The sequence below is a fragment of the Spartinivicinus poritis genome (genome assembly GCF_028858535.1).
Lineage (GTDB): Bacteria > Pseudomonadota > Gammaproteobacteria > Pseudomonadales > Zooshikellaceae > Spartinivicinus > Spartinivicinus poritis.
In genome coordinates this window covers 1-1,115 of record NZ_JAPMOU010000159.1, presented here as the reverse complement: position 1 = coordinate 1,115, position 1,115 = coordinate 1, and the positions used below count along the sequence as shown (strand labels likewise).

Below are 1,115 nucleotides of genomic sequence, written 5' to 3'. Positions count from 1 at the left end.
ACGTCAGTCTATAACAAACTCAATGGACTAGAGCCTGGCGTGATGGAAGCCCTTGTTGAAGAGACAAGCCTTGAATTTGACCGGATAATTAAAGGTTTAAATCATGACGAAACAAAGTCCTGGTTACCTGGTTACCTGGTTATTCAGGATGGAAATTGCATTGAGGCAACCCATAGGCGTTTACAAGTTTTGCGCCAAAGTGATGGAGCACCTTTGCCAGGAAAAACGATCGTGCTTTATTCGCCTGAAACTGGGCTCATAACGGATATTGTTCCTTGTGAAGATGGCCATGCGCAAGAAAGGTCTTTACTCGCTCAAGTACGCCAAAAAGTGAAACGAAACCAGGTGTATGTGATGGATAGTAATTTCTGTGTATTAAGTCACCTGGAGGGTATAGTCGAGCAAACAGGTTACTTTGTTTGTAGAGTACATCAACGCTTTTCCTACAACATATTAAGTGAACCAGTATCCCGAGGGGAGACTGAAAGTGGAGATTTATATGAGCAACAGGTAATCCTTCAAGGTAAAGATAATAAACAAATAAAATGTCGTTTAATTTCATTACACTTGTATAAACCCACTCGAAATGGTGCAACAAAATTATTACTAATTACCAACTTACCTGAATCAGATGCTCGTACAGAATTTATTGCTTATTTATACCAAAAGCGTTGGTCAATTGAGACAATGTTTCAACATGTCGAGTCATATCTTCATTCAGAAATTAATACTTTAGGTTACCCGCGTGCGGCATTGTTTGGATTTAGCATAGCCATTATCGCTTACAATGTGCTAAGTGTGATTAAGTCAGCGCTGAAGAGTGTTTATGGCGAAGATAAAGTAGAAAATGAAGTCTCAGGGTATTATATAGCAGGTGAAATAGGACGAACTTATGAAGGTATGAATATTGCGGTTTCAAAAGAAGACTGGCAACTATTTCAACTGGTTGGAGAACATGAATTTATAACGTTATTAAAGGACTTGGCAACCAATGTTGAACTTAAGAAATACAAGAAGCAGAAGCGAACACCCAAAAAGCCAGGCGTTAAGCCTGTGAGAAGAATAAGTCATAAACATGTGTCAACAGCAAAGTTATTACAATTGGTTAAAGGTTA

At 38.7% G+C, this 1,115-nt stretch carries 1 protein-coding gene; it reads left to right on the top strand.

Translation table 11 applies throughout. From position 1 onward, the window contains the following. Positions 1-1,115, top strand: a 1,115-nt coding sequence (locus tag ORQ98_RS29485; RefSeq protein WP_274692402.1) for a transposase, incomplete at both ends; no start/stop codon positions are given.